Origin of the sequence: Collimonas sp. (genome assembly GCF_035566375.1) — a bacterium.
Taxonomy (GTDB): Bacteria; Pseudomonadota; Gammaproteobacteria; order Burkholderiales; family Burkholderiaceae_D; genus Collimonas.
The window spans coordinates 1-20824 of the sequence record NZ_DATMRK010000021.1; the positions used below are offsets into that span (position 1 = coordinate 1).

General features: G+C 57.4%; 17 protein-coding genes. 8 read left to right on the forward strand and 9 right to left on the reverse strand.

Features of this window, described 5'->3' with window-relative positions:
• Positions 1-131: 131 nt before the first annotated feature.
• Both VNZ60_RS05885 and VNZ60_RS05890 read right to left on the reverse strand, forming a co-directional pair.
• Complete coding sequence (locus VNZ60_RS05885) at positions 132-1610, reverse strand: sensor histidine kinase (protein ID WP_325657495.1); 1479 nt, start codon at positions 1608-1610, stop codon at positions 132-134.
• Positions 1600-2274, reverse strand: coding sequence for a response regulator (locus tag VNZ60_RS05890; protein WP_325657496.1), 675 nt, complete (start codon positions 2272-2274; stop codon positions 1600-1602). Before VNZ60_RS05890 ends, VNZ60_RS05885 begins: the two co-directional genes overlap by 11 nt.
• A gap of 199 nt (positions 2275-2473) precedes the next feature.
• Between VNZ60_RS05890 and VNZ60_RS05895 the strand changes: the two genes are divergently transcribed.
• Positions 2474-3334, forward strand: a complete 861-nt coding sequence (locus tag VNZ60_RS05895; RefSeq protein ID WP_325657497.1) for an amidohydrolase family protein — start codon at positions 2474-2476, stop codon at positions 3332-3334.
• Positions 3335-3387: 53 nt separating this feature from the next.
• Here VNZ60_RS05895 and VNZ60_RS05900 read toward each other — a convergent pair whose 3' ends face one another.
• Positions 3388-4215: a ferritin-like domain-containing protein gene (locus VNZ60_RS05900; RefSeq protein WP_325657498.1), complete on the reverse strand. Its 828-nt coding sequence runs from the start codon at positions 4213-4215 to the stop codon at positions 3388-3390.
• A gap of 150 nt (positions 4216-4365) precedes the next feature.
• On the opposite strand from VNZ60_RS05900, the gene VNZ60_RS05905 reads away from it, so the two are divergent.
• Both VNZ60_RS05905 and VNZ60_RS05910 read left to right on the forward strand, forming a co-directional pair.
• Positions 4366-4599, forward strand: coding sequence for a hypothetical protein (locus tag VNZ60_RS05905; RefSeq protein ID WP_325657499.1), 234 nt, complete (start codon positions 4366-4368; stop codon positions 4597-4599).
• An 80-nt stretch (positions 4600-4679) separates the two neighbouring features.
• On the forward strand, positions 4680-7115 hold the full coding sequence (locus VNZ60_RS05910; protein ID WP_325657500.1) for a penicillin acylase family protein: 2436 nt from the start codon (positions 4680-4682) through the stop codon (positions 7113-7115).
• Positions 7116-7184: 69 nt separating this feature from the next.
• Here the strand turns inward: VNZ60_RS05910 and VNZ60_RS05915 are convergent, their stop codons facing one another.
• The 4 genes from VNZ60_RS05915 to ugpB all read right to left on the reverse strand — a co-directional run bounded on the left by VNZ60_RS05915 (position 7185) and on the right by ugpB (position 11507).
• Positions 7185-8264: a sn-glycerol-3-phosphate import ATP-binding protein UgpC gene (locus tag VNZ60_RS05915; RefSeq protein WP_325657501.1), complete on the reverse strand. Its 1080-nt coding sequence runs from the start codon at positions 8262-8264 to the stop codon at positions 7185-7187.
• A gap of 1 nt (position 8265) precedes the next feature.
• Positions 8266-9117, reverse strand: a complete 852-nt coding sequence (ugpE, locus tag VNZ60_RS05920; RefSeq protein WP_325657502.1) for a sn-glycerol-3-phosphate ABC transporter permease UgpE — start codon at positions 9115-9117, stop codon at positions 8266-8268.
• Positions 9118-9162: 45 nt separating this feature from the next.
• The gene (gene ugpA, locus VNZ60_RS05925) at positions 9163-10047 is read right to left on the reverse strand and encodes a sn-glycerol-3-phosphate ABC transporter permease UgpA (protein WP_325657503.1); all 885 of its coding nucleotides are present in this window, start codon (positions 10045-10047) and stop codon (positions 9163-9165) included.
• Between the two features lie 152 nt (positions 10048-10199).
• Complete coding sequence (ugpB, locus tag VNZ60_RS05930; protein ID WP_325657504.1) at positions 10200-11507, reverse strand: sn-glycerol-3-phosphate ABC transporter substrate-binding protein UgpB; 1308 nt, start codon at positions 11505-11507, stop codon at positions 10200-10202.
• A gap of 404 nt (positions 11508-11911) precedes the next feature.
• Here ugpB and VNZ60_RS05935 point away from each other — a divergent pair, with 404 nt between their 5' ends.
• The 5 genes from VNZ60_RS05935 to VNZ60_RS05955 all read left to right on the forward strand — a co-directional run bounded on the left by VNZ60_RS05935 (position 11912) and on the right by VNZ60_RS05955 (position 17392).
• The gene (locus VNZ60_RS05935; protein ID WP_325657505.1) at positions 11912-13051 is read left to right on the forward strand and encodes an acyl-CoA dehydrogenase family protein; all 1140 of its coding nucleotides are present in this window, start codon (positions 11912-11914) and stop codon (positions 13049-13051) included.
• Positions 13052-13102: 51 nt separating this feature from the next.
• Positions 13103-14059 (forward strand): SDR family oxidoreductase, encoded by a 957-nt coding sequence (locus tag VNZ60_RS05940; RefSeq protein WP_325657506.1) that lies wholly within the window; start codon positions 13103-13105, stop codon positions 14057-14059.
• A gap of 54 nt (positions 14060-14113) precedes the next feature.
• Positions 14114-15259 carry a CaiB/BaiF CoA transferase family protein gene (locus VNZ60_RS05945; protein WP_325657507.1) on the forward strand — a complete coding sequence of 382 codons (1146 nt, stop codon included), beginning with the start codon at positions 14114-14116 and terminating at the stop codon, positions 15257-15259.
• A 91-nt stretch (positions 15260-15350) separates the two neighbouring features.
• Positions 15351-17003, forward strand: a complete 1653-nt coding sequence (locus tag VNZ60_RS05950; protein ID WP_325657508.1) for an AMP-binding protein — start codon at positions 15351-15353, stop codon at positions 17001-17003.
• A gap of 71 nt (positions 17004-17074) precedes the next feature.
• Entirely contained in the window at positions 17075-17392 is a 318-nt protein-coding gene (locus VNZ60_RS05955; protein ID WP_325657509.1) for an SCP2 sterol-binding domain-containing protein, read from the forward strand.
• Positions 17393-17438: 46 nt separating this feature from the next.
• Here VNZ60_RS05955 and VNZ60_RS05960 read toward each other — a convergent pair whose 3' ends face one another.
• Together VNZ60_RS05960 and VNZ60_RS05965 are read right to left on the reverse strand one after the other, a co-directional pair.
• On the reverse strand, positions 17439-19571 hold the full coding sequence (locus VNZ60_RS05960) for a 3-hydroxyacyl-CoA dehydrogenase NAD-binding domain-containing protein (protein WP_325657510.1): 2133 nt from the start codon (positions 19569-19571) through the stop codon (positions 17439-17441).
• Between the two features lie 10 nt (positions 19572-19581).
• Positions 19582-20787: an acetyl-CoA C-acetyltransferase gene (locus VNZ60_RS05965; protein ID WP_325657511.1), complete on the reverse strand. Its 1206-nt coding sequence runs from the start codon at positions 20785-20787 to the stop codon at positions 19582-19584.
• Between the last annotated feature and the right edge of the window lie 37 nt (positions 20788-20824).

Genomic DNA, 20824 nt, shown 5'->3' on the forward strand with positions numbered 1-20824 from the left:
ACCTTCATAAACGGCGTCTTTTCGCGCCATGCGTCGTTGCAAATCCTCGCGATAGTCTAGCTATCGCTCCGGTTTGCGCCTAGCCTGACACGAAAATCCACCATTTCTGAAGTTCCATTACTTACGAAGCACTACACTAGCGGTTCTGGCGCCGAATCTGCTGTGCCTGGCACTGCCGGAAAAGTGACCGCAACTATCAGTCCGCTTCTCTGTCCGCCTTCTATCGTCGGGCCGGACAAGGCAATCTCGGCCTTGCTGGCGAGTGCAATTTCACGGACGATTGCCAAGCCCAGGCCGCTGCCATCCGAACGTTCATGGTGCAGGCGGTAGAAGCGTTCGAACACCTGTTCCCGTTCTGCTTCGGGAATGCCCGGGCCATTGTCTTCGACGCGCAGAACGGTGGCGTGTCCAGTGCTTGTGACAGCAACGGTTACTCTGCCGCCGGCCGGCGTATAGCGCAATGCGTTGTCGACCAGATTGGCGACCAGTTCTTCCAGCATGGATGGCGTGGCATGGACCATGACGGCCGCAGCTGCAGACTCGAAACCAAGATCGATATGCTTGGCCTGCGCCAGCGTCGCCAGCTCTTCCAGGACGGTTTGCACCACTTCGATCAGGTTGACATCGGTCTGGCGCAAAGGATGGCCGACACCGGTTTCGGCGTTGGACAATGTCAGCAACTGGTTGACCAGCCGGATCCCATGCTGCACGCCATTGTTGATTGCGCGCAGCGCGGCGTCCTTGGTGCCGGCGTCGCTGCTGCGCAGGCCGTAATGAACCTGTGTGTTGAGCAGCGTCAGCGGTGTGCGCAACTGATGTGAAGCGTTGGCGATGAAACGGCCGTGGGCCGACATATGGTCGTCCAGCCGCTGCACGTAGTCATTGATGGCGTGCACCAGCGGCACCAGTTCAGTCGGCACCGGCGCCGCGTCGAGCGCTTCCAGGGTGCCAGGCTTGCGGCGCTGGACGCGGTCTCTCAAACGCATCATCGGCGCCAGCCCGTGCCGCAATCCAAGCAGCAGCAGCAGCACCACCAGCACCAGTATTGCCAGTTGCTGCTGTACCGTGTGTTCCCACATGCGGTCCGATAGCATTTTGTAGGAAAGCTGCGTTTGCGCCACTTCGATCAGGACCGAACTCTGTGCCGGAACCCCAAACACCGGTTGCGAAAAGGCGACGATGCGCACCGGATCATCGCGAAAGATGGCGTTGAAATAAGTCGATTCCTCGTTATGTGGCAGACGCGGCGGATCGGGCAAATCGATTTGCCCGGCCAGTAGTGTGCCGTTGGCTGCGACTACGCGGTAGTACACCCGGTCATGCGAATCCGATTGAAACAGCTCCAGCGCGGCGGGCGGAATCACCACCTGCAATACGTCGTCCTCATAGCGTATCTGTTCGGCGATGATGCGCGCCGAGCCGAGCAGCATCCGATCGTGAACCACAGTCGCCATCGCGATCGCATTGTTGTAGGTAACCCAGATGTTGAAGCCGACAAACAGTACCAGCGGCACCAGCAGCCAGAGCAGCAGCTGCGTGCGCAGGCTGCGAAATAGCTTGCTGCCGAACTTGCTGTTGAACTTGTTGTTGAAGTTGCTGTTAGGTGTCATGGTGCTGCTTGAGCAGATAGCCTAGTCCGCGCAAAGTGATGATGGCGGCGTCGCCGTGTTCCAGTTTTTTGCGGATCCGGTGGATATACACTTCAATGGCGTCTTGCGATACGTCTTCAGCCATCGCGTACAAGCTCTCTGCCAGCGCTTGCTTGCTGACGGTTTTGCCCATCTTCATGATCAGGGTTTCCAGCACCGCATGCTCGCGGCGGGTCAGGGTGAGCGCCACCCCGTCTATCGAAAAGATCAGGCTGTTGCTGTCGTAACTCAGCGATCCGCACTGCAGAATCGGGTTTCTCTGTTGGTTGGAACGGCGCAGCAGGGCGCGGATGCGTGCCTCCAGTTCGTTGACGTCGAACGGTTTTGCCATGTAGTCGTCGGCGCCGGCATTGAGGCCGACGATGCGGCCTTCGACTGAGTTATTGGCCGTCAGGATCAGCACCGGCACGTTGTTGTGACGGGCGCGCAGGCGCTTGAGTACCTCGCTGCCATCCAGTTTGGGCAGCGACATGTCGAGGATCACCAATTCATATTGTTGAGTTAGCAATAAATGATCGGCGTCGGCGCCGTTATAAACGCAATCAACCGTGTATTTGTTGCGGTGCAGGGTAAGCGCCAGCCATTCGGATAGTGGCCTGTTGTCTTCTACCAGCAAAATTCGCATATCTGTTTCCGTCTCGGCGAGGTCGCTCTATGAGTATTTGGCGATGAGGCGGATTATGAAAGGCAAGCTTAAACTTGGCTACCGATAAATCGCGGTGCATGCAAATTTCCCATTGCTTTGCTAAAATTTCGCATGCTAGTATTGGTCCATCCAATGGACCTTTTGCTTGGGCAGTGCAATCTGTCCTGAGATAGACAATATGCTTGCTGATACGGCGCTTACTCCCTTACTCCCCCCTGTATGCATCGATGCCCATCAGCACTTCTGGCTGCTGGCGAATCGGACGGGGCAGTGGCCGCCACCGGAGCTGACGGCAATTCATCGCGATTTTCTGCCGGAACAGCTGACGCCTTTGCTGCAGCAATATGGCATCAGCGGCAGCGTGCTGGTGCAATCCTTGCCCAGCATGAGCGACACCTTGTTCATGCTCACCCTGGCGGAGCGGAATGCGATTATCCGGGGGGTAGTTGGCTGGGCCGACTTGAAATCGCTGAATGCCGAGCAGCAGATACAGTTGCTGGCAAGCCATCCGAAAATGCGCGGCCTGCGGCCCATGCTGCAGGATCTGGCCGACGACTGGATTTGCGATCCCTTGCTGGCGCCGGCGATTGCCGCCATGCAGCGCCATCAACTGAGCCTGGATGCGCTGGTTCTGCCGCGTCACTTGCCGGCCCTGCTGAAATTCGCCGAGTGCTACCCGGATCTGCCCATCGTCATCGATCACGCGGCCAAACCGCAGATCGCCAGCGCCGTACTGGAACCCTGGCGGGAATCGATGGCCCGGCTGGCGGCCTTGCCGCAAGTGTATTGCAAACTGTCGGGGCTGGTGACCGAGGCTGCGGCCGGCTGGCAGATAAGCCAGTTGCAGCCGTACGTGGCGCATGTGCTGGAGGTTTTCGGCCCACAAAGGGTGATGTGGGGCAGTGACTGGCCGGTAGTCAACCTGGTCGCCGATTACGGACGCTGGCTGGCGGCTAGCGAGACCCTGTTGAGCGGCCTGGAACCGTTCCAGCGTCAACAAGTCATGGGCCTGAATGCGCAGCGCTTTTATCGCTTGTAGCGGCGGGGGTGGAGCGAGGGTAGGTGTCTAGCGCAAGGGTTTAAAGCAAGGGTTTAACGTAAAAACACCTTGTTCATGATCTGCGTAGCCGGGTAAGTCACCAGCGACTGCAGCGCAGGCGGCAAATCCAGTGGCCGCATGATCATCTTGATGGTCATGCCGGCTGACAGATGTTGGCGGATGGCAGTGTTCATGTGGCTGTGGATCTGCTGCTGCATGGCTTGGTCGTCGGCGTGCTGCGGCATTCTGGCGTTGAACACGTGACGCAGGGCGCAAGCGGAGTCTTCGTTTTTTATTTCCAGGGTACGGCGCCGCAGGGCGCCGAAAATACGGTGGCGGCGCAAGCCTTCGTGCTGCCGGAAGCGGCGGAAATAACGGAAAAAATGCTTGTAGTGATTCACCTCGTCCTTGGCGATGCGCGCGGCCAGATCCTTCAATACCGGCTCGTCGGTGCTGCGTGAAAGTGCGCTGTAGAAGGTGGCGGTGCCGGCTTCCACCACGCAGCGGGCTACCATTTCCAAGCCTTTGCTGGGTTCCAGCAATTCCACCTTGCAGTAGGTCGAATATTCGTCGAGAAAATTGCGATAGGCGGTTTGCCAGTCGAATTCCGGCCATATGTGTTCGACATAGGCGCGTAACGCCTGGCCATGTTGCAACTCTTCAACCTCCCATTGTTCGCGCAGCCAGGTGGAGATTTCCGGCTCGTCGCCGTAATAGTCCACCAGATTTTGTGTGTACAGATCGGAGCCGCTTTCGACAAACGAGGCGCAAGTGACCAGGTAGAAAAGGTTTTCATCGGGTCGGACTTGAGCGATATTGATTTTTGAAAAATCCAGATCTGCGATCTTCCAATGCGTATTCTCTTCGCGACCTTTATGCATAATCAATCTCTCCATTCGGTTGTGACTGATATAGAACTCATTCAGGTATGACGCATGTTTCTGCAATAGGTTCAAGGTACACGATTTTGCCGGAATGTGTGCACGCCGGGCTCATGCTAGGATTAAGCCTTATTCTGAAGCGAGGTGAATATGAGCGGTCAAAGCAATCAAAACGTCGAATATCGTGGTTATCTCATCGTGCCAAAACCGGTACAGGGCCACGACGATCTGTGGCATGACGGCTACCAGATATTAAAGGCGGGAGCCAGCGTATCCAGCCGCACCAATACGGAAAGTGCGCATACCAGCCAGCATACCGCCTACGACAGCAGTGTCGAGTTTGCCAAAATCGAGGTCGATAACCTGGTTGCGCTGACTGAGTAGGCTCCCTCTGGCGCGTCGGGTTTTGCTTGGGAATAGTTGATTTGTAATAAATAAATACACTATAAAAGGGGCAGGCGCTTATGCAGCGATCGCTATATGTAAGGTATGCCCCGTATGCGGCGGCACTGTTAGTGTTACTGGCTGCAACCTCAAGCCAGGCCAGAGATTCGCTGCCAGCGCCGGCAACCACCTACAAGATTGCAGGTTTGAAAAAATCTGCGGAAATCCTGGTAGACCAATGGGGCGTACCGCACATATACGCTGCGAATCAGGATGATGCCTTTTTTGTCCAAGGTTTCAACGCGGCGCGCGACCGTCTGTTCCAGATCGATTTGTGGCGCCGCCGCGGCCTCGGCCAGCTGGCGCAGGTATTCGGCCCGGCCTATGTCCAGCAAGACCGCGCCGCCCGCTTGTTCTTGTACCGCGGCGACATGCAGCGCGAGTGGCAATCCTACGGCCCCCGAGCTCAGCACGTGGCGAACACCTTTGTTGCCGGCATCAATGCCTATGTCGACTACGTCAACGCCCATCCGGATAAACTGCCATTCGAATTCAAGCAACTCGGTTACGCACCGGCCCGATGGCAGGCGGAAGATGTGGTGCGCATCCGCAGCCACGGCTTGACCCGCAACCTAAGCAGTGAAGTGGCGCGCGCCAACGTCGTTTGCAAAGCCGATCTGAAATCCGATGAAATCCGCTTCGGCCTGACGCCGAACTGGCAGGCGGTGATGCCGGACGGCCTCGATCCTTGCTTGCCGAAAGATTTGCTGAAGGTATTCCAGCTTGCTACCCAAGGTGTGAAGATCAGCAAAGAAAGCTTAAGCAATGTGCATAGCGGCGGGCAGAGCGACGCGGTAGTGATCGCGGCTGCGGAGAATCCGGAAGAGGTCGCCGAGGGCAGCAACAACTGGGTCATCGCACCGGCAAAATCCAGCACCGGGCGCGCCATCATGGCGAACGATCCGCATCGCGCTTATTCAACGCCGTCCTTGCGCTATATCGCCCATATCAATGCGCCGGGCTTGAATGTCATCGGCGCCGGCGAACCGGCGTTGCCGGGCATTTCGATCGGGCATAACGGCAGTGTCGCCTTCGGCCTGACGATTTTCAATATCGATCAGGAAGATTTGTACGTCTACCAGCTTAACCCTGAGCACCCGGATCAATACAAATACCAGGATAAATGGGAGCCGTTCAAAGTCGTCACGGAACAAATCCAGGTCAAGGGAGGGGCTCCGGTTAACATTGAACTGACGTTCAGCCGGCATGGCCCGGTGATCTTTGTCGAAGCGGAAAAAAATCGCGCCTTCGCGGTCCGGTCCGGCTGGCTGCAGCCCGGCATGTCGCCTTATTTCGGCAGCATAGATTACATGCGCGCCAAAAATTTTGCCGAATTCAAACATTCCTTGCTGCATTGGGGCGCGCCGACCCTGAACCAGGTGTATGCCGATACCAAGGGCAACATCGGCTGGGCGCCGAGCGGGCTGGCGCCGATCCGTCCCAACTGGGATGGCTTGCTGCCGGTGCCTGGCGACGGCCGTTATGAATGGGCTGGTTTCTGGTCCGGCGATCAACTGCCGTCCAGCTACAATCCCAAGCAAGGCTGGTTCGCCTCCGCCAATCAGATGAATTTGCCGGACGCTTATCCCTACCGCGAACGCAAGCTGGGATTTGAATGGACCAATAACTCACGTTTCACGCGCATCAGCGAAGTGCTGTCGTCACTGGATAAGGTCTCGCTGGAAGATTCGATGCGTCTGCAAAACGACGATCTGTCGATTCCGGCGCGACGTCTGGTGACGCTGCTCAAGCCTTTATCCTCCAGAGATGCACAGACCCAGGCGGCGTTGAAATTATTTGACGGCTGGGATTTTGTTGAGCGGGCCGATTCGGCGCAGGCCGCCTTGTTCGAGGTCTGGCTCTCGCGCCATCTGGGCAAGGCTTTCAAGGCTGCGGTGCTGAGTCCGGCGGCGGCGGAGGCGATGGGTGCGCCGGACGTTGCTGTGCTGCTGGATACCTTGGAGCAGCCGCAAGCGCGTTTCGGCCAGGACGCGCTGCAAAAGCGCGATCAGGTATTGCTGACCAGCCTGAGCGACGCCTATGCCGAACTGCAAAAATTGCAGGGCGGCGATAGCAGCCAATGGCAATGGGGCAAGCTGCATCACAATCTGATGGAGCACCCCTTGGCCGCGGCGGTGGATGAAGCTACCCGCGCAAAATTGAATGTCGGCCCGATGCCGACCCATGGCGGTGCGTATTCGCCCAATCAGTCGACTTATCGCAGCAGCGATTTCCAGCAAACCAATGGCCCCTCGTTCCGGGTAGTGGTTGACGTCGGCAATTGGGATAACTCGCGAGCGGTCAATTCGCCAGGGCAATCGGGTGACCCGGATAGTCCGCGCTATCGCGATCTTGCGCAGAAATGGCTGAAGGGCGAGTATTTCCCGTTGCTGTATTCGCGGGCGGCGGTGGAGAAGGCTACGGTCGAGCGGATCCGCCTGCTACCTGGCAATTGAGTTGGCAATTGAGTCGCAGGCAGATTGAAAAATGGGCGCTGATCGGCGCCCCTGTTCTTTGCAAGCCCGTTATGCAAACTCGATACGTTGCGTAGTCTGTGGATTAAACCAATGGAGCGCCGCGGCGTCAAAACCTGCGGTGATCTGTTGTCCGGTTTCGACTGCCGTGGCAGCCGGCACCCGCATCACCAGCAACTGGTCTCCGATCGAAGCATGCACCAGCAGATCGGCGCCCAAGGCTTCCACCAATTCTGCGCGCATGTTTAAACCAGGCTGGCCGAAGATCAATTGTTCCGGGCGCAGGCCCATGATGCAATCGTGGCCGGCAATCGCACTGTGGGCGAACGGCAGCGGAACGGCGTCGGCGTTGGCCAGCGCGAAGCTGCTGCCATCTGCCGCCAGGCGTCCCTGCAACAGATTCATCGGCGGCGAGCCGATAAAGCTGGCGACAAAGGTGGTCGCCGGTTTGGCATAGACCTGGGCCGGCGTGCCGATCTGTTCGGCGCGGCCGCCGTTCATGACGATCATGCGCTGGCCGAGCGTCATGGCTTCGACCTGGTCATGCGTTACATACAAGCTGGTAGTGCCCAGGGTGCGGTGCAGTTTCTGGATTTCCAGGCGCATCTGCACGCGCAGCTTGGCGTCCAGGTTGGACAGCGGTTCATCGAACAGGAACACTGCCGGCTCGCGCACGATGGCGCGCCCCATCGCCACCCGCTGGCGCTGGCCGCCGGACAGCTGGCGCGGTGTGCGTTGCAGCAGGGCGCCGAGTTCCAGGATCTTGGCTGCCTTTTGCACCCTGGCTTCGATATCATCTTTGCCCAAGCCGCGGATCTTCAAGCCGTAAGCCATGTTCTCGTATACGCTCATGTGCGGGTACAGCGCATAGTTCTGGAACACCATGGCGATGTCGCGGTCTTTCGGTTCCAGCTTGTTGACCACGCGGTCGCCGATCACGATATCGCCGGAAGTGATTTCTTCCAGGCCCGCCACCATGCGCAACAAGGTTGATTTGCCGCAGCCGGAAGGGCCAACCATGACAATGAATTCGCCATCGGCGATATCGATCGAAATGCCGTGGATGACATCGACCGTTTTAGGGGCCTTGCCGTAGGTTTTCTTGACGTTCTCTAGGTGTACTTTTGCCATATCACTTCTCGGAATCAACCAATCCTTTCACAAACCACTTTTGCATCACCACCACCACCAGGCCGGGCGGCAGCATCGCCAGCACCAAAGTAGCCATCACCACATTCCATTCCACCGCCGAATCGCCGCCGACAATCAAGGTCTTGATGCCGATGCCGATCGGATACATGTTTTGGTCGGTAGCGATCATCAGCGGCCACAGGTACTGGTTCCAGCCGTAGATAAACATGATGACGAACAGCGCGATGATATTGGTGCGCGACAGCGGCCAGATAACGTCCTTGAAAAAGCGCAAGGGGCCGGCGCCGTCGATGCGCGCGGCTTCCGCCAGTTCGTCCGGAATGGTCAGGAAGAATTGGCGGAACAGGAAGGTGGCGGTGGCCGAAGCGATCAGCGGTATGGTCAGGCCGGCGTAGGTATTGAGCATGTGGAAATCGGACACCACCTGATAGGTCGGCGTGATGCGTACTTCCACTGGCAGCATCAAGGTCATGAAAATCATCCAGAAGAATAGCGAGCGGCCAAGGAAGCGGAAGTAGGTCATGGCAAACGCTGACAGCATGGAAATCGAGATCTTGCCGATCGCAATTGCCAGCGCTGAAATCAGGCTCACTACCAGCATGCGCGCCACCGGCGGCGCCGAGACGTTACCGGATGAGCCCTTGGTCAACAATGCGCTGTAGTTTTCGATAAAGTGCGTGCCAGGCAGCAGAGACAAGGGCGCCGCGGCTGCCTGCTCAGCAGTTTGCGTACTGGCGACAAACGCCACATACAGCGGAAAGGCGATGATGATGACGCCCAGTATCAGCACCAGATGGCTGACCATGTCGAGGATCGGGCGGCGTTCAATCATGCGATGCTTTCACTGCATTGGTTGTTACGTATTGGTTCATGCGGTTCATGCGTATTGGACTTTCTTTTCAACATACTTGAATTGCACCACGGTGAGAACGATGACGATGGTCATCAGTATCACCGACTGCGCCGCCGCACCGCCCAGATCGCCGCCCTTGAAGCCGTCGGTGAAGACCTTGTAGACCAGGATTTCGGTATCCTTGCCGGGGCCGCCTTGGGTGGTGGCTTCGATAATCGCAAAGGTATCGAAAAATGCATAGACGATATTCACCACCAGCAGGAAGAAAGTGGTGGGCGACAGCAGCGGGAAAACGATGGTCATGAAACGCTTCACCGGCCCTGCGCCGTCGATGGCGGCAGCTTCGATCAGCGATTTCGGTATCGATTGCAGGCCGGCCAGGAAGAACAGGAAGTTGTAGCTGACCTGTTTCCAGACGGCGGCAATCACGATCAGTATCATCGCGTGGCGGCCGTTCAAGACATGGTTCCAGTCGATGCCGATGTAATGCAGCCAGTGGGAAACAATCCCAAGCGTCGGGCTCAGCATGAACATCCACAGCACGCCGACCACCACCGGCGATACCGCGTAAGGCCAGATCAGGAATGTTTTATAGATGGCCGCGCCTTTTATCACGCGGTCGGCAAAGGCAGCCAGTACCAGCGACAGGCCCAAGCCAAAAGCCGCAACCAGCACTGAGAATATGGCTGTCGTTTTGAAAGAGCCGAGGTAGTTACCGTCGGCCAGCAAGGTACGGAAATTGTCGAGCCAGACGAATTCGGAATAGCCGCCGAAGGCGTCTTGCAGCAGCATCGACTGATACAGGGCTTGCGCCGCCGGCCAGACGAAAAACAAAAGGGTAACAATGATCTGCGGCGCGACCAGCGCGTAGGGCAGCCAGGCAGATTTGAAGCGAGCGCGTTTTTCCAAGATGGACTTTCTAACCGGATTGCCCGCAGCTATGCGGGATTCCGGGGTGTGACGGAGTTGCGATTCCCGCAGTGCAGGTGAACACTGCGGGGAAAATCAAACATTCGAATTGCGCTAAAAATCAGGCCGTATGGGGCCTGGGCTCAGCCTTATTACTTATTGGTCTTTTCAAACCGTTCCAGCAACAAATTGCCACGTTCAACCGCAGTGTCCAGCGCTTGTTTCGGCGTGATCTTGCCGGTCCAGACGTTTTCCAGTTCTTCGTCGATGATGGTGCGGATCTGCGGCATGTTGCCGAGGCGGATGCCGCGCGACTTGTCGGTGGTCTTGGTGATCATCTGCTTGACTGGAACGTCGGTGCCAGGATTGCGATCATAGAAACCGGATTTCCTGGTGATTTCGTAAGCCGCCATGGTAGTCGGCAGATAGCCGGTTTCCTGATGCCATTTGGCTTGAACTTCCGGTTTCGACAAGAATTTGAAGAACTTGGCGACGCCCTTGTATTCTTCGTTCTTCTTGCCGCCCATGACCCACAGCGAAGCGCCGCCGATCATGGTGTTTTGCGGCGCGCCTGGAACATCGCTGTAATACGGTAGGGTAGCGATACCAAACTTGAACTTGGAATTTTTCGCGATATCCGCATAGCTCGACGACGAGCCGGTCAGGATGCCGCATTCGCCGGCATAGAATTTCGAGGTGGCTTCGTCCTTGCGACCGGCGTAGGTAAAGTAACCTTGCTTGGCCCAGTTAGCCAGGTTCTGGATATGCTTGACATGCAACGGGCTGTTGAATTTGAGGCGCGTGTCGAGACCGTCGAAACCGTTGTTCTTGGAGGCGAATTCGACGTTATGCCAAGTCGAGAACGATTCCAGTTCAACCCATGACTGCCAGGTGGTGGTGTAGCCGCATTTGGCGCCGCTGGCTTTCAGTTTAGCGGCGTCGACCGCTAGTTCTTCCCAAGTGACCGGCGGCTTGTTGGCGTCGAGCCCGGCCTTGGCGAACATGTCCTTGTTATAGAACATCACAGTGGTCGAACTGTTGAATGGCAACGACAGCAGGCCGGCGCCTTTAGGCGCGGCGTAATAACCGCCGACCGCCGGTACGTAGGCTGCCGGATCGAAAGGCTCGCCAGCCAGTTTCATGACTTCCGACACCGGCTTGATCGCGCCTTTGGAGTACATCATGGTGGCGGTGCCGACTTCGAATACTTGCAGGATGTCGGGCGCGTTACCGGCGCGATAGGCGGCAGTCGCAGCCGCCATGGCTTCGTCGTAAGCGCCTTTGTATACCGGCGTTACCTTATATTCCGATTGGCTCTTGTTGAATTCGTCGGCCAGCCCGTTGACGCGGTCGCCGAGCGCACCGGCCATAGAGTGCCACCACGATATCTCGGTGGCGGCATGCGCCGCAATGCTCATGGTCGCTAGTGTGCAAGCGATGGCTAGTGCTTTCAATTTCATCAGGGCCCCCGTAAAATTTTTGATGGTAGCGAATTCGTATGACGGCCACGTGACAATCGCAGCCTCGCTATAAAGCCGGATTCTATAGGTGACTTTGCAGGCGGCGCAATGTTTGTTTTCTTATGTGCAATCAACGTCGAAGTGCCAGCTTGCATTGTCGCCCGCTGTAGTTGCGTAAGCATGGCGCTGAAAATCGCATTTAGTGTAATTAGAATTACCGTTAGTCCGAGGCGCCTCTCTAGCTTTCATATTGAAAATCGGTGTATTCTCAAATACCTTCAATTCAGTTCCTTTTTGATCTGTAATTGGTGGAAGTGTAAATTTAATTACACAATAAAAATATCAGGAGACACCATGAGCCAAGCGCCTATTTGCTGCAATGTTGCCGTTTGCCGGGGTCGTGCATGATCCCGCGCCAGTTGTTCGATCCCGACCATGAAGAATTTCGACTAAGCCTGCGCCGCTTCCTGCATGCCGAGGTCTTGCCGCGCCACGCTGCCTGGGAAGAGCAGGGTTTTGTCGATCGCGATATCTGGCAGCGCGCCGGCGAGCTGGGTTTCCTATGCACCAACATGCCGGAAAATTATGGCGGTTCCGGCGTCGACCGTAAGTTCAGCACCATCGTGCTGGAAGAACTGGCGAGCAGCAACGCCTCGGGCATAGGCTGGCCGCTGCATTCTGACATTGTCGCGCCTTACCTGCTGCGTTATGGCAGCGAAGAATTGAAACAAGCCTGGCTGCCGAGGATGGCCGCCGGCACCGCGATTACGGCGATTGCGATGACCGAGCCGGGCACCGGATCGGATTTACAGGCGATACAAACCACGGCGCTGGAAGATGGCGACGACTATATCGTCAACGGTTCCAAGATTTTCATCACTAACGGCTATAACAGCGACATGGTAGTGGTGGCGGTCAAGGTTGGCGACAAGACGCGCGGCGCCAAGAATGTGTCGCTGCTGGTGATAGAAGCCGACCGGCCCGGTTTCAGCAAGGGCAAGCCGCTGAAGAAGATCGGCATGAAAGCACAGGATACCTGTGAACTTTTCTTTGAAAATGTGCGGGTTCCGAAGAGCAATATCATCGGTCAGGTCGGCGCCGGTTTCACCATGTTGATGCAAGAGCTGGCCTGGGAGCGCCTGCTGATAGCGATCACCTCGATTGCCAATGCAGAAGCGATGCTGGCCGTCACCATCGAGTACGCGCGCGAGCGGCAAGCTTTCGGCCGCACGGTGTCGTCGTTTCAGAACACACGTTTCAAGCTGGCCGAGATGAAAACCGAATTGCAGATTGCCCGGGTGTTTGTCGATCGCTGCGTTGAGCTGGAGGTGCAGGGCGAGCTGCGGGTGGATGCGGCTGCCGCCGCCAAATACTGGTGCTCCGATCTGCAAGGAAAAGTACTGGATCAATGTTTGCAATTACATGGCGGTTATGGCTTCATGCAAGAGTATCCGATTGCGCGCGCGTATGTCGATGCTCGCGCTCAGCGCATTTATGGCGGCACCAATGAAATCATGAAAGAGATTATTTCTCGATCAATATGACGATTAATATGGATGCGGGTTTTTCCATTTTCAATAAATAAAGATACAGCTATGGCGAATGATTCAGCAAGCAAGTTGGCAAATGAGTTGGCAAATGAGTTGCGTTACGACGGCCGCGTCGCCATTGTCACCGGCGCAGGCAATGGCCTGGGGCGAGCGCATGCACTGCTGCTAGGAGCGCGTGGTGCCAAAGTGGTGGTGAACGACCTCGGCGGCGACATTCACGGCGGCGGCAAATCCAGCGCTGCCGCCGACCAGGTAGTGGCAGAGATCAAGGCGGCCGGCGGCAGTGCGGTCGCCAACTACGATTCGGTGGAAGACGGCGGCCAGATCGTACAAACCGCGCTCGATCATTTTGGCGGCGTCGACATCGTGATCAACAATGCCGGTATTTTGCGCGACAGCAGTTTTGCCAAGATGAGCGCGGACGACTGGGATCTGATCTATCGGGTCCACGTGCTGGGCGCTTTCCGCGTCACCCATGCGGCCTGGCCGCATATGCGCAACCAAGGTTACGGCCGCATCGTGATGACCACTTCGGCGGCCGGCATCTACGGCAATTTCGGCCAGGCCAACTACAGCATGGCGAAGATGGGTTTGATCGGCATGGCGAATACGCTGGCGATCGAAGGCGCCGCCAAAAATGTATTGGTCAACACCATCGCACCGCTGGCTGGCTCGCGTATCTCGGAAACGGTGATGCCGCCGCAAATGCTGGAGGCGCTCAAGCCTGAGTATGTGGCGCCGCTGGCGGCATATTTGTGTCACGAAAGTTCTACAGAGAACGGCAGCTTGTTCGAGGTAGGCGCCGGTTTCCACGCCAAACTGCGCTGGGAGCGCACCCGTGGTCATCATTTTCAGGGGCAGGCATTTGGTCCCGAAGAGGTGGCGCAGAGATGGCAAGAGATCTGCGATTTCGATGACGCCACCTATCCCAAGAATATAGGCGAATCGTTGATGTCTATCGTGCAGGGCGTCAATTCGCCGTTCAGCCAAGGCAAGCCTTGAGCGGCAGTAGCTAAACTCGTGACTAAACCCGTGGCTAATCCCGTGGCTAATCCCGTGGCTAATCCACTCCTGTCCGGCATCCGGGTGCTCGACCTGACCCGTTTGCTGCCCGGACCCTTCTGCAGCTTTTATCTGGCGCAATTGGGGGCCGAGGTGATCAAGCTGGAAGAGCCGCAAGGCGGTGATTATGCACGCTTGTTGGCGCCTGAATTATTTACCCTGGTCAATCGCGGCAAGAAGTCGGTCACGCTGGATTTGCGGCAGCCGGAAGCGCTTGCCGTCTTAAAAAAAATGGTGGCCCAGGCCGACGTCCTGATCGAATCGTTCCGGCCCGGTGTGATGGATAAACTCGGCTGCGGTTATCAGGAGTTGAAGGCGATCAATCCGCGCCTGGTCTACGCGGCGCTGACCGGTTACGGCCAGACCGGTCCCTATAAAGACCGCGCCGGGCACGATATGAATTACTGCGCATATGCCGGTTTGCTGGATCAAACCGGCGCTGCCGATGGCGCGCCGGTGCTATCGAATTTCCAAAGCGCAGACCTGGCCGGCGGCGCCTTGACCTGCGCCCTGGGGATTCTGGCGGCGGTGATAGGCGCGCGTGCCTCGGGGCAGGGCAGTATGGTTGACGTCGGCATGCTGGACGGCACATTGGCGTTGCAAGCGTTGTCGCTAGCCACCATCCGCACTCTGGGCGAGAGCAGGGCGCGCGGCAGCGATATGTTGAGCGGCGCCCTGGCTAACTACAGCATCTACACCTGCGCCGACGGCAAGCATGTGGCGATGGCTGCGTTGGAACCCAAATTCTTTTTCAATTTCTGCAAGGCCGTCGGCCGCCCCGATCTGGCGGCCATGCCGTTGGCGCCGGGACCGGATGGCGCCGCCTTGAGGAGCGCTTTGGAAGTATTGTTCAAAACCCGCTCGCGTGATGAATGGGAGCTGCTGCTGGCGGATCGCGACTGCTGCATATCGGGGATTTATACGCCGCAGGAAGCGCTGGAGAATCCGCAAGTCAAGGCGCGCGGCCTGATCCGGATGGAAGACGGCAAGCCGGTAGCGGATTTGCCGATCAAGTTCAGCGACGCGCCTGGCGTAAGCGGTACTTGCCCAGCGCTCGGCGCCGATACGTCCAGCGTGTTGGCGCAGCTGGGCATGGACCAGGCAGCCGTGGCCGCACTGTCCGCCAGTGGCGCGATTTGATATTTGACGCAGGGTTCTTAAAAAGACAGAAAATTCAGCAGTTGTCTGACTAACTTCCGACTGACTTCAAACCGACGTGCGAGGAGAGACCATGGACCAACAAAAGAATCCGGTGCAAATGATGTTGCAATGGGCGTCGGCCAAGCCGAACACACCCTGGTTGTTTCAACCGGTTCTTGGACAATGGCAAGTCACCACCTGGGCGCAGGGCAGCGATCAGGTGAGGCGCATGGCGGCGGCGCTGAAGGCAATGAACTGGGACCCCGGCAGCCGCATCTGCATTTCCGGCCGCAATACCGCACACTGGATCATGGCCGATCTGGCGATTGCGATGGCAGGCCACGTCAGCGTCGGCATGTATCCGAAACAGGCGGCAGCTACCACGCGCTACATCTTCGAACATAGTGAAGCCAAGGCGGTGTTTCTCGGCCCCATGCCGGACGCCGACGAGTTTATGGCGGCGATTCCGGCCTCGGTCTGCACCATCGCTTTCCCGTATCAGGAAGCGCCGGCAGGACAATTCAAGTGGGATGAACTGGTCGCCGCCAATGCACCTATGGAGCACTACCAGGCGCCGCCGCAGGAGGCGCTGATGACCCTGATCTACACTTCCGGCACCACCGGCAATCCGAAGGGGGTGATGCTCAGTTATGGCAATGTACTGTTCGCGGTGTACAGCATCATGAACCTGGCGCCGTCGCTCGGCCAGGAACGCTATTTTTCCTACATGCCGCTGGCGCATGCGTTCGAACGCTTTGCGATTGCCTTCCCCAGCTGCTACAACGGCGGCGAAGTGCATTTCCTGGAAAATGTCGACAAGATGGGCGAGCAGCTGGCACAGGTCGCGCCGACGCGTTTTTTTGGCGTGCCGCTGGTTTACAGCCGGATACAAGCTGCCATCCTGCACAAGATGCCGCAACAGAAACTGGATCGGCTGATGGCGATTCCATTGTTGCGCACCATCGTCCGGCGCAAGATCCGGACTGCGGTCGGCTTGCAAAACACGCGCTTCTGTTTGTCCGGAGCGGCGCCGATACCGGTGGCGCTGCTGGAGTGGTATCAACGTAATCTAGGGCTGGAAGTGTTGCAGGGTTATGCGCCGACTGAAGCCTCGGTGTATTCCAGCGCCTGCCTGCCCGGCCAGAACCGCATCGGTTCGGTCGGCAAACCGCCGCAGAATGCGGGTTTCAAATTATCGGATGAAGGTGAAATCCTGTTCAAGCACCCAGGGCTGATGATGGGTTATTACAAGGACCCCGAGAGCACCCGCGCCGCGTTTACTGAAGACGGCTATCTGCGCACCGGCGACAAGGGGCGGGTGGATCAGGACGGTTACCTGTATATTACCGGCCGCGTCAAAGATATTTTTAAAACAGCCAAGGGAAAATATGTGGCGCCGGCGCCCATCGAAGGCGCGCTGGCGCGCAACACCGATGTGGAAAACCTGATATTCATCGGTAGCGGCATGAATCAGCCGGTGATGGCGGTGACGCTCACCGCAGCAGCACGCAACAAGCCGCGAGCTGAAGTCGAGCAACAGTTGATCGGCGATATGGCGCTGGTCAACGCCACCTTGGAACCGCATGAAAAGATCGCCAAATGTGTGATCTTGAAAGACGCCTGGAGCATCGACAACGGCTTGATGACGCCGACCATGAAGGTCAAGCGCGGCGAAGTGGAGAAGCGTTACGCAGGATTGATGGCGAAGGAACTGCTGATACGCAGCGCGGTCGGATGGGAATGACAGGCTGTTTGCCCATGCCGGCAAGCAACAGTATCAATATGGAATTTTTGTAAGCAACGAGAGGAAATGAAATGACAGTCAACGACATCATCAAGCTCATGCCGTCAGGCCTGAATACCGTAGCCACGGCGGATATGAAAAGCAGCATTCAATTTGATATTTCAAAGCCGATGTATCTGTTGATCGATCACGGCACATGCAGCGCGCATGAAGGCGTGGTCGATGCACCCGATGTCGCGTTGACGATGACGGATGACGATTTGAAGGCGATGCTGAAAGGCGAGCTCAACGGCGCCATGGCGTTCATGAGCGGCAAGCTGAAACTGAAGGGCGACATGATGCTGGCGCAGCGGATTCCTTCCTTGTTCGACGCCAGCAAGATTTCCTGAGTTGCTGCTGCTCTTCATCGGCCGCCGATGAAGAGCAGTATCGACATCATTCGAAGTGCTTGCCTTGCTCCGCCATTTTTACCAGTATCGCCGCCGCTGCAAAATAACTGCCGAATTGCTCTGACAATTGCTGCGCCCGTTTAACAAAATTGGCGACCCCATAGGCATTGATGTACTGCAGCGCACCGCCTTGGAACGGCGCAAAACCCCAACCGAAAATGCTGCCGATATTGGTGTCGGCGACGGTCAGCACCACCTTCTCCTCATAGCATTTGGTAGCTTCGTTGGCCTGTACAAACATCAATCGTTCGATCAAATCCTTTTGCGGAAGTTGCTCGGCCGCGAGCGGGAAGGCTTGCTGCAAACCTGGCCACAGGTGCTTGCTTTGATTCTCGGGATAATCATAAAATCCCTTGCCATATTTCTTTCCTTTGCGGTCCAGCTGGTTGACCATTTTTTCCAGCCCGGCGTCGGCTGGATGGCCGGCAAAAGGTTTTCCTGCTTCGGCGAAATCCTTGCGGGTCTGTTCCAGGATATGCAGCGACAATGACAAGCTGACTTCGTCATGAACCGCGAGCGGCCCAACTGGCATGCCGGCCTGCAAGCCTGCCATCTCAATCGCGCGCGGATGCTGGCCTTCCATCAGCAGCTTCAAACCTTCCATCACATACGTGCCAAATACACGCGAAGTATAAAAGCCGCGCGAGTCGTTGACCACGATCGGGGTCTTCCTGATTTGCTGCACATAGTCGAAGCCACGCGCCAGCGTTTGCTGGCTGGTGTGCTGGCCAACGATGATCTCAACCAGCGGCATCTTGTCCACCGGCGAAAAGAAATGCAGGCCGATGAAATTTTCCGGCCGCACGCTGGCTTGCGCCAGGCCGGTGATCGGCAAGGTTGAGGTGTTCGATGCAAACACCGCATCCGCGCTGATCAGTGCCTCGGTTTTCCGGGTCACCTCAGCCTTGATCTGGCGATCTTCGAAGACGGCCTCGATAATCAGATCGCAACTGGCCAGATCGTTGAAATCCACGCTCGGCTTGATGCGGTCCAGCAGGGTTTGTTTGCCTTCCGCAGTTTGCTGCTTGCGCTTGATTGCCTTGTCGAGCAGCTTGCTGGAGTAATCCTTACCGTTTTCCGCGTTTGCCATGCTGTTATCCAACAACACCACTTGTATGCCCGCTTTGGCCGAGGCATAGGCAATGCCGGCGCCCATCATGCCTGCGCCCAGTATGCCAACCTTGCTCACTTTGGACGGCGCTATGCCTTCCGGCCGCGATTTACCCTTGTTGATGGCGTTGAGCTGGAACCACAGCGTACCGATCATGTTCTTGGCAACCGGCGACAAGGCGCAGTTGACGAAGTAGCGCGATTCGATTTCGCAGCCGGTATCGAAATCGACAATGCCGCCTTCGAATACGCAGCTCATGATATTGGTGGCCGCCGGATAATTGCCATGCGTCTTGACGTTTGCCATGGACGGCGCGACAGACCATAGCTGGCCGTTGGCCGGGCTGCGCGAATCGCCGCCGGGCCAGCGGAATTTCTTGTCGTCCCACGGTTGCTGCGCTTTGGGATTGGCCAGGCACCAAGCCTTGGCTTTTGCCAGCATGTCCTCTTTATCACTCGCCAGTTCCTGGATAATTCCTTGTTGCTGCGCCTCTTCCGCGCGCAGTTCCTTACCTTCCAGCATCAGCTGCAGCGCATTCTGGATGCCGATCATGCGTGGCAAGCGCTGCGTGCCACCACCGCCCGGCAACAGGCCGAGCTTGACTTCAGGCAGGCCGAATTTGGCCTTCGGATTATTCATGGCGATGCGGTGATGGCAAGCCAGCGCTAGTTCCAAGCCGCCGCCCAGCGCGGTGCCGTTCAAAGCAGCCACCACCGGCCGGCCGCACTGTTCCAGGCGGCGCAGGAAACCCTTGAATTCCTGCACCAGCTCGAAGGCTGCTTGCGCCTCGGTGATTTGATACAGCTTTTCAATGTCGGCACCGGCGACAAAATCCGCCTTGCCTGAAGTGATGATGACGCCGGCGATGCTTGGATCGGCTTCGATGGCGGCAATCGCCTCCATGAACGGCGCGGTCAGCGCCTCATTCAAAACATTCATCGAACGCCCCGGCATGTCCAGGGTCAGGGTGACGATATTGTCCGCATCTTTTTGGAAATTCACGCTCATGATCTGGCCCTTAAACACGTTCGATGATAGTGGCGATACCCATGCCGCCGCCGACGCAAAGCGAGATCAAGGCAGTCGCCTTGCCGCTGCGTTCCAGTTCGTCCAGCGCGGTGCCGAGAATCATGGCGCCGGTTGCTCCCAGCGGATGGCCCATCGCGATCGAGCCGCCGTTGACATTGACCCGGCTCGGATCGATATCGAGATCGCGGACGGCGCGCATCACAACCGCAGCAAACGCTTCATTGATTTCGAACAGATCGATATCCCTGGCTGCCATCCCCGCCTTGGCCAGCGCTTTGCGCGCAGCCGGGGCGATGCCGGTCAGCATGATGGTTGGTTCCGAACCGGTGACAGCGGTGGCGACAATCCGGGCGCGCGGCTTCAAGCCCAGTTTTTCTCCCATCTCCTTGCTGCCGACCAAAACCAGCGCAGCGCCATCGACGATGCCAGAGGAATTGCCGGCATGATGCACATGGTTGATCTTTTCGACGGTGGTGTATTTGCGCAACGCCGTCGCATCGAAACCCATCTGACCGATTTGTTCAAAGGCGGGCTTCAGCGCCGCCAGGTTTTCCAGCGTGGTTTGGGCGCGGATGTATTCGTCATGATCCAGAATCACCAAGCCATTCAGATCCTTGACCGCAATCAGCGATTTATCGAAGCGGCCTTCGGCACGGGCGCGCGCCGCTTTCTGTTGCGATTGCAGCGCAAAGTTATCGACATCGCTGCGGGAGAAATTATCCAAGGTCGCGATCAGGTCCGCGCCTATGCCCTGCGGCGCAAAGCCGGTGATCTGGTTGACCCGCGGGTCCATGAACCAGGCGCCGCCGTCCGAACCCATGGCCCAGCGCGACATGCTCTCAACGCCGCCCGCCACCACCAGTTGTTCCTGGCCAGACATGACTTTCATCGCTGCCAGGTTAACCGACTCCAGGCCCGAGGCGCAAAACCGCGATTGCGTCACGCCCGGCACCGACTGATCCCAACCGGCATACAGCACAGCAGTGCGGGCAATATCCGCACCTTGCTCGCCGACCGGCGTCACGCAGCCGAGCACCACGTCGTCGACCTGCGAAGTATCAAGATGATTGCGTTGTTGCAGCGCCTGCAACAGCTGGGCTAGCAGATTGACCGGCGTCACCTGGTGCAGGCTGCCGTCTTTCTTGCCCTTGCCGCGCGGGGTCCGTACGGAATCGAAAATATAGGCTTCAGTCATAGCGTCTCCGGCTTGTATGTTCTGGTAATTGAAATTA